Origin of the sequence: Pseudomonas sp. GM25 (assembly GCF_000282255.1) — a bacterium.
Taxonomy (GTDB): Bacteria; Pseudomonadota; Gammaproteobacteria; order Pseudomonadales; family Pseudomonadaceae; genus Aquipseudomonas; species Aquipseudomonas aphyarum.
Genome location: NZ_AKJQ01000075.1, coordinates 33,183 through 41,133 on the forward strand (window position 1 = coordinate 33,183; position 7,951 = coordinate 41,133).

Genomic DNA, 7,951 nt, shown 5'->3' on the forward strand with positions numbered 1-7,951 from the left:
ATCGAATGGCCTTTTTTTGTGGCTGGCGTTTTTACTCGGCGATCTGCAACTTGCGCGACTCGGTGTAGACGTAGCGCACCTTCTCGTACTCGAACGGTGAGTTCAGCTGACCGTAGCGGAAGCTGGTCTGGTAACGCTTGTCGACGCCACGCAGTACCCACACTTCGGGGTGGTTGGAGCTGACTTCCGAGACATTGAGGAAGTTGATCGCGGACTCGGCGGTGTAGTCCACAGCCAGGCCTGCGGTGTCGCGCAGGTTCGACGGGCCGAGAATCGGCAGCACGAAGTAAGCACCGCCCGGTACGCCGTAGAAGCCCAGGGTCTGGCCGAAGTCTTCGCTTTGACGCGGCAGGCCCATTGCGGTGGCCGGATCCCAGAGCCCGGCGATGCCGATGGTGGTGTTGAGCAGCAGGCGCGCGGTGGTTTCCATCGAGCGCTTGCCCTTGAACTGCAACAGGCTGTTGACCAGGTTCGGCACGTCGCCAATGTTGTTGAAGAAGTTGCTCACACCGGTGCGCACGAAGCTCGGAGTGATGTAGCGATAGCCATCGACCACCGGCAGGAACACCCATTGGTCGAAGCGGTAGTTGAAGTGGTAGACGCGGCGGTTCCACTCTTCCAGCGGGTCGTAGACGTTCAGCGCGCTGAGGGTCGAGCGCTCGAATTCGCGCTGATCCAGTCCCGGGTTGAACTTGAGTTTGGACAGCGGCTCCTTGAAGCCGTCGCTGTCGATGACCACCGGTGCATTGGCTTTGCTGTTGTCGGCCTGGGCCATACCTGCACTGAGGAGCGCTGCAATCAGCAGGAGATATTTAGCCACGGAAGAACTCCAGCATGGCGTCGCTGTTGACGCGGTAGTTAAGGTTGCCGCAATGGCCGCCCAGCGGGTAAACGGTCAGGCGATCGCCGAAAGTCCGGCGCAGGAAACCGAGGTCGCCCGGGCCGAGGATCACGTCGTCGGCGTTGTGCATGACGGCGATTTTCGGGCTGTCGTGCAGGTAATCCTTCAATGCGTACAGGCTCACCTGATCGATCAGTTGCAGCAGGCTGCCGCCGTCGGTGCGGGCGCGCCACATCGGGATCACCTGTTCGGTGAGGTAGCAGTCGAAATCGCATTGCAGCGCACGCTTGAGGAACGGCGTGAGGCTGGTGCCTTCGGTGATCGGGAATTTCGGCGGGGTGATCAGGCCGCGGCGGTTGATCAAGTCCGAAGTGAATGCGATATCCGCCGCCGAGAAACGGAACGAGGTGCCGATCAGCATCGCCATCTGTTCGTTGCTCAGGTGTTGCTTGGACTGCTGGAAGTCGTAGAGCAGTGCATCGTTGAGGTCGATGTAGCCCTTTTGCTGGAAGTAGCGGGTCAGTTTGCTCAGCACCAGTTCATAGAAGGTGGTGCTGTTGTTGATGCCCTTGACCTCGGTCTGCACCAGCTTGTCGAGGTTGGTGATCGAGGTGTAGAGGTTGACCGGCGGATTCAGCAGCAGGACTTTCTTGAAGTTGAAGCTGCGCCGGGTTTCATCCAGATGGGCCACGAACGCTGCGTCCAGTGCGCCGAGGCTGTAGCCGCTGAGGTAATAGTCGGTGACCGGCAGTTTCGGGTTCTGCGCCCGCACGGCCTGCATCACCCGGTACATGTCTTCGGCGTCTTCCTTGGTCACGCCGGGGGTGGCGAAACGCGAGGCGGCGCTCATGAAGTCGAAGCTGGTCGGCGATGACAGCTGCACCACGTGGTAGCCGGCCTTGTAATAAAGCTTCTTCAAGTACTCGTTGAGCGTGCTGTCGTAGCGCGCGCCGGTGCCGGCGATCAGGAAGATCAGCGGGGCGGCCTTGTCCTGGGTGGCGATGCGGTAAGTCAGTTTTTTCACCGGCCAGAAATTGTCCGGCAGGATGAATTCGCGCTCGGGGCGCAGGGTGACGCTGCGATCGGTCTGATCGATGTCGTCGTCCAGTGGCAGTTCAGGGCGCAAGTCCGGCGGCGTAGTGGCGATGGTCGCCTCGAACGGATTGGTCAGGGGATAGCCATAGCTGGCGGCGTCGATATCCACCGCCAGCGCGGACGCACTCAGAATAAGGCCGCCAAACAGGGCGGCGAAGCGCAAGGAACGGAGCATGACTAGATCCCTTAGAGGAAGGTGCCGAATGAGGTTCGCAGGCTATGACCACCGGGTTTGCGCCAAAGTGCCATGCCACGGCACCAAACTGACGGAATTCGGAGTAATAGTAGCCGGACGATACACTTTGCACGAAATGAATGACCAGTTAAGAGTTGTTAGCCCTTGCGTATGCGCGGCGGCAGATTAAGCTGGCCGCCGATTTCATCGATTGGAGTGTTCCATGTCCCGCCGCTTGCCCGTGATTCTGCTGCTCGTTCTGTTGCCGTTGTGGCTGGCCGCCAGTTATGGCGCGCGTTATGGCTTCATGGAGGACGCGCAGTGGGTGGGCATCTGCGTGGATGAGGCGAGCCGCTGGGAATGCTCGGTGCGCTCGAACCTGGGCCTGATGATTCATTTCCAGATGCTGGGCTGGGCGGCGGTCGCGGCTGCGGTGATCGGCTTTGTCGTGCCGGGACGGGCAGGGTGGTGGCTGGCGGTGCTGGCGCTGGTATTCGGGTTGCCGGCGCTGGCGCTGTACAACACGACGCTGGCGGTGTTTGCGGTGGTGATTGCCGGGTTGCGACTGGTCCGGGAATCCCGCGAGGCCTGATCGTCAGTCATCGCGGGCATTCCCTGTGAATCAGCCCTTGCGAACCCGCAGGCAGCGCCAAAGTGCAGCCACCATCAACACGCTGACCAGCGCCCAGCCCCACGCCTGCTGATTCTGCAATCCTTCACGGAACAGCTGCGGCGCAATGCCGGCGCCGATGATGAAGGTCAGCAGGGCGATCTCCCGCCGGGCCACGGGCACCGGGCGGCACAGGTAAACCAGCGCCGGCAGGATGAACGCCACGCTCGGAAAACTGCGATAGCGCGGATCGAACACCAACTCGAGCATCATCACCGCAGCAGCGAACCCCGCTGCCGCGACCAGCCAGCCGGCCCGTCGCTCGAAAGCGTTGAACGCCCGTTCACGCCAGCCATTGCGGGCGCTCAAGGTCAGCGCGGCATGGGCCAGCACCAACAGATTCAGAGCCGTCAGCAACCCGACCCACAGCCATTCGCTGGCAAACCGCGTGGTCACCCGCGCCAGATCTCCCCAGGCGCCGATCGAACAGGCGGCGAGGGCGCCGAGCAGCGGCAGGATCAGTGCCGAACGCGTCGTACGAACCCGACCGCCCAGCAGTAATGTTCCGAGGAAAATCAGCCCGCCGACCGCCAGCCACTGCGACCAGTAGGGTACGTTCGACACCGGACCGGCCAACACGCCCTTGTCCTGGCGATCCGCATCGAACAGCCCCCAGTAACCGCCGACCGCGCCTTCGCTGCCGCGCTTCCACGGCTGGTCGAACGCTTCGATCAGGTTGTAGCGCCAGCCTTCCTGTTCGGCGAGGGTGACAAAACCACGAATGAACTTGGCCTCGTTGACCCGGCTCGGCAGCGCGGTCTCACGCTGGCGGCCTTCGCTCGGCCAGCCGGTTTCGCCAATCATCACGTCCTTGGGCGCGAATTTGTTGCCGAACACCTGACGCACTTCCGCCACATGATGCAGCGCGGCGTCGATGTTCGACGGATCGTCTTCCCAGTACGGCAGTAAGTGAATGGTCAGGAAATTCACCGCCGGCGCGACTTCCGGGTGCTTGAGCCAGAATTCCCAGACATCGGCGTAGGTCACCGGCTGCTTGATGTGGCTCTTGACCTTGTTTATCAGCTTCACCAGCTGGGTCGCGGTGACCTCTTTGCGCAGCAAGGCCTCGTTGCCGACGATTACGGCGCTGACCACGTCCGGGTTGGCGTTGGCCGAGGCGATCAGCAGATCGACTTCCTTCTCTGTGTCCACAGGATTGCTGTTGACCCACGCGCCGATCATCAACTTCAAGCCGTGCTTGCGCGCCAGATCCGGCAGCGCTTCGAGGCCGGTCATGGAGTAGGTGCGGATGCATTCGAAACGGGTGGCGAGCAGGGCGAGGTCGGCGTCCATGCGCTCCGGGCGCAGTTTGAACGGCACGTCGAACGGCGACTGGTCTTTGTCGAACGGGGTGTAGGAGGCGCATTGCAGCTTGTGGGTCGGGGTGGCGACGTCCGGCAGGATCACCGGTTTGCCAAGGCCGTACCAGAAGCCGCACAGGGCAAACAGCCCGAGCAGGCAGGCGAACACATAAGGAAGAAAGGGGAAGCGGGAAGTCGCGGACATGGTCAGGCCGAGTGGCTGCAAAGCGACGCATGTTACCTGCATTTATAAGCAGGTTGGTGGCCCGCACGATTTTGACATGCAAAGTTCGGGCGGATTGTCTGGCGCCAAATATCCGGACGCAGTTAATGGCTTTCTGATGTCGTTTCTCGTTGCTTCGAGGTCGCTGGCAGAGCAGGTCTTATCGGGCGTCAGGTTGATGATCGAAACCGTCAGTACCCTTATTGATAATCCGGCTGATGTACTAACGAGTTTGCGGTCAGGCGTGATGGGGGCGCTGTGCACCATAACAATACGTTGACGATGCCCGGCATCCGTCGGGCGCAGCATTTCGGGGAAGTAACGATGAAGATGCGACGACTTTTAGGCGCAGGTGCCGCTCTGGTGCTTGCGATGGGCTCCACACTCGCCAGTGCTGAAACCAAGACCCTGAACATTGGTTACGTTGACGGCTGGTCCGACAGCGTCGCGACCACCCACGTGGCGGCCGAAGTGATCAAGCAGAAACTCGGCTACGACGTGAAACTGCAAGCCGTCGCCACCGGCATCATGTGGCAGGGCGTTGCCACCGGCAAACTCGACGCCATGCTCTCGGCCTGGCTGCCGGTGACCCATGGCGAATACTGGACCAAGAACAAGGATCAGGTCGTCGATTACGGCCCGAACTTCAAGGACGCGAAAATCGGTCTGATCGTGCCGGAGTACGTCAAGGCCAAGACCATCGAAGACCTGAAAACCGACGACTCCTTCAAGAAACGCATCGTCGGCATCGACGCCGGTTCAGGCGTGATGCTCAAGACCGATCAGGCGATCAAGGATTACGACCTGACCGGCTATCAACTCAAGGCCAGTTCCGGCGCCGGCATGATTGCCGAGCTGACCCGCGCCGAGAAGAAAAACGAATCCATCGCCGTTACCGGCTGGGTACCGCACTGGATGTTCGCCAAGTGGAAACTGCGCTTCCTCGACGACCCGAAAGGCGTGTACGGCGCGGCTGAAACCGTGAACAGCATCGGCAGCAAGGAACTGGCGACCAAGGCGCCGGAAGTGGCCAAATTCCTGAAGAACTTCCAGTGGGCTTCGAAAGACGAAATCGGCGAAGTCATGCTGGCGATTCAGGACGGTGCAAAACCTGACGCAGCGGCCAAGGATTGGGTTGCCAAGCACCCTGAGCGTGTTGCCGACTGGACCAAGTGATTTAAGCCGAAGCGTCTAATCTGCGCTTCCCAGGGCCGCCCGACATGACAGTCGGGCGGCCTTTTTTGTTTGCCCACTATTAATAAGCAGGGATAGGCGTTTTCGGCGGGTCTGGAAATTGGCAAAAACGTCATGGCGTTCTACTACTAAGGTCGTCTGGAACCCGGCTCGCAGCCGCATACAGTGGATATGTTCCAAAAATAAAAATCTGTGCTGCGAGGATAAAAACAATGAACGACAGCATTTACCTCTCGATTCAGAACAGCCCGCGCTTCAAGGAGCTGGTCAAGAAAAGAGAAAGGTTCGCCTGGATACTCTCGGCGATCATGCTCGGGCTCTACTCCGGCTTCATCCTTCTGATCGCGTACGGGCCGCAAGTGCTCGGCACGAAAATCAGTCCCGAATCGTCCATCACCTGGGGCATCCCGATCGGTGTCGGGCTGATTATCTCGGCCTTCATCCTGACCGGCATTTACGTGCGCCGCGCCAATGGCGAGTTCGACGACCTGAACAACGCGATTCTCAAGGAGGCTCAGCAATGATCCGGCGTCTACTGGCTCTTTTGAGCATCGCAGCATTTGCTCCGGCCGTCTGGGCCGCTGACGCCCTGACCGGCGAAGTCCACAAACAACCACTCAACGTTTCCGCGATCGTCATGTTCGTGGCGTTCGTTGGCGCGACCCTGTGCATCACTTACTGGGCGTCCAAGCGCAACAACTCGGCGGCCGACTACTATGCGGCGGGCGGCAAGATCACCGGTTTCCAGAACGGTCTGGCGATTGCCGGTGACTACATGTCGGCGGCGTCCTTCCTGGGGATTTCCGCGCTGGTGTTCACCTCCGGCTATGACGGCCTGATCTACTCGATCGGTTTCCTGGTGGGCTGGCCGATCATTCTGTTCCTGATCGCCGAGCGCTTGCGCAACCTGGGCAAATACACCTTTGCCGACGTGGCGTCCTACCGCCTCGGGCAAACCCAGATTCGCACCCTGTCTGCCTGCGGTTCGCTGGTGGTGGTGGCGTTCTACCTGATCGCGCAAATGGTCGGTGCCGGCAAGCTGATCCAACTGCTGTTCGGTCTCGACTACCACGTTGCGGTGATTCTGGTCGGTATCCTGATGTGCCTGTACGTGCTGTTCGGCGGCATGCTGGCGACCACCTGGGTACAGATCATCAAAGCGGTGCTGTTGCTGTCCGGTGCCTCGTTCATGGCGCTGATGGTGATGAAGCACGTCAACTTCGACTTCAACACCCTGTTCTCCGAAGCCATCAAGGTCCACGCCAAGGGCGAAGCGATCATGAGCCCGGGCGGTCTGGTAAAAGATCCGATCTCGGCGTTCTCCCTGGGTCTGGCGCTGATGTTCGGTACCGCTGGCCTGCCGCACATCCTGATGCGCTTCTTCACTGTCAGCGATGCGAAAGAAGCTCGTAAGAGCGTGCTGTACGCGACTGGTTTCATCGGCTACTTCTACATCCTGACCTTCATCATCGGCTTCGGCGCGATTCTGCTGGTCAGCACCAACCCGGCCTTCAAAGATGCGGCGGGCGCTCTGCTCGGCGGCAACAACATGGCGGCGGTGCACCTGGCCAACGCCGTGGGTGGCAGCGTGTTCCTCGGCTTCATCTCGGCGGTGGCGTTCGCGACCATTCTGGCAGTAGTGGCCGGCCTGACCCTGGCCGGTGCTTCGGCGGTGTCTCATGACCTGTACGCCAGCGTGATCAAGAAGGGCAAGGCCAACGAGAAGGATGAGATCCGCGTTTCGAAGATCACCACCATCGCACTGGGCGTTCTGGCCATCGGCTTGGGCATCCTGTTCGAAAGCCAGAACATTGCGTTCATGGTTGGCCTGGCGTTCTCCATCGCAGCGAGCTGCAACTTCCCGGTGCTGCTGCTTTCGATGTACTGGAAGAAGCTGACTACCCGTGGCGCCATGATTGGCGGCTGGCTGGGTCTGGTGAGTGCGGTGGGTCTGATGATTCTTGGCCCGACCATCTGGGTGCAGATTCTGCATCATGAGAAGGCGATCTTCCCTTACGAGTATCCGGCGCTGTTCTCGATGATCATTGCGTTTATCGGGATCTGGTTCTTCTCCGTTACCGACAAGTCGGCGGCGGCTGAGAACGAGCGTGCGGCGTTCTTCCCGCAGTTTGTGCGTTCGCAGACTGGGTTGGGGGCTAGTGGGGCGGTTTCGCACTGAGGCTTTCAGGTTGAATATGTAGGTTGAGTTGAATGGAAATGCCCTGGTCGAGAGATTGGGGCATTTTTTTTGTGGGCGGTTATCGGATGTTCTTGGGGGGTGGGTGTATATCCGTTGCTGCGGTAACGGCTTCTTGGGGTTCCGCCCTTACGGCGGGTCACTTTTTCCAAACGCCGAAAAAGTAACCAAAAAGGCTTTACCCTGACGTACGGCCCTCGCTGTGGCTCGGGTTCCTTCGCTCCGGGATTGATCCGGGGGCATCGCCTACGGTTT

General features: G+C 60.1%; 7 protein-coding genes. 4 read left to right on the forward strand and 3 right to left on the reverse strand.

What is annotated here, in order from left to right; translation table 11 throughout:
- Positions 1–31 precede the first annotated feature (31 nt).
- Positions 32–820 (reverse strand): MlaA family lipoprotein, encoded by a 789-nt coding sequence (locus PMI24_RS25690; protein WP_007959292.1) that lies wholly within the window; start codon positions 818–820, stop codon positions 32–34.
- Positions 813–2,111: a serine protein kinase PrkA gene (locus PMI24_RS25695; RefSeq protein WP_007959293.1), complete on the reverse strand. Its 1,299-nt coding sequence runs from the start codon at positions 2,109–2,111 to the stop codon at positions 813–815. Before PMI24_RS25695 ends, PMI24_RS25690 begins: the two co-directional genes overlap by 8 nt.
- Positions 2,112–2,334: 223 nt before the next feature.
- Here PMI24_RS25695 and PMI24_RS25700 point away from each other — a divergent pair, with 223 nt between their 5' ends.
- Positions 2,335–2,703 (forward strand): hypothetical protein, encoded by a 369-nt coding sequence (locus PMI24_RS25700; protein ID WP_007959296.1) that lies wholly within the window; start codon positions 2,335–2,337, stop codon positions 2,701–2,703.
- 30 nt (positions 2,704–2,733) lie between these two features.
- Here PMI24_RS25700 and PMI24_RS25705 read toward each other — a convergent pair whose 3' ends face one another.
- Positions 2,734–4,329 (reverse strand): glycoside hydrolase family 17 protein, encoded by a 1,596-nt coding sequence (locus PMI24_RS25705; protein ID WP_045121898.1) that lies wholly within the window; start codon positions 4,327–4,329, stop codon positions 2,734–2,736.
- A gap of 300 nt (positions 4,330–4,629) precedes the next feature.
- Here PMI24_RS25705 and PMI24_RS25715 point away from each other — a divergent pair, with 300 nt between their 5' ends.
- The 3 genes from PMI24_RS25715 to PMI24_RS25725 all read left to right on the forward strand — a co-directional run bounded on the left by PMI24_RS25715 (position 4,630) and on the right by PMI24_RS25725 (position 7,678).
- Positions 4,630–5,481 carry a glycine betaine ABC transporter substrate-binding protein gene (locus PMI24_RS25715; protein WP_007959306.1) on the forward strand — a complete coding sequence of 284 codons (852 nt, stop codon included), beginning with the start codon at positions 4,630–4,632 and terminating at the stop codon, positions 5,479–5,481.
- A 230-nt stretch (positions 5,482–5,711) separates the two neighbouring features.
- Positions 5,712–6,023 carry a DUF485 domain-containing protein gene (locus tag PMI24_RS25720; RefSeq protein ID WP_007959307.1) on the forward strand — a complete coding sequence of 104 codons (312 nt, stop codon included), beginning with the start codon at positions 5,712–5,714 and terminating at the stop codon, positions 6,021–6,023.
- On the forward strand, positions 6,020–7,678 hold the full coding sequence (locus tag PMI24_RS25725) for a cation acetate symporter (protein ID WP_007959309.1): 1,659 nt from the start codon (positions 6,020–6,022) through the stop codon (positions 7,676–7,678). The genes PMI24_RS25720 and PMI24_RS25725 overlap by 4 nt, the downstream gene beginning before the upstream one ends.
- Positions 7,679–7,951: the final 273 nt, after the last annotated feature.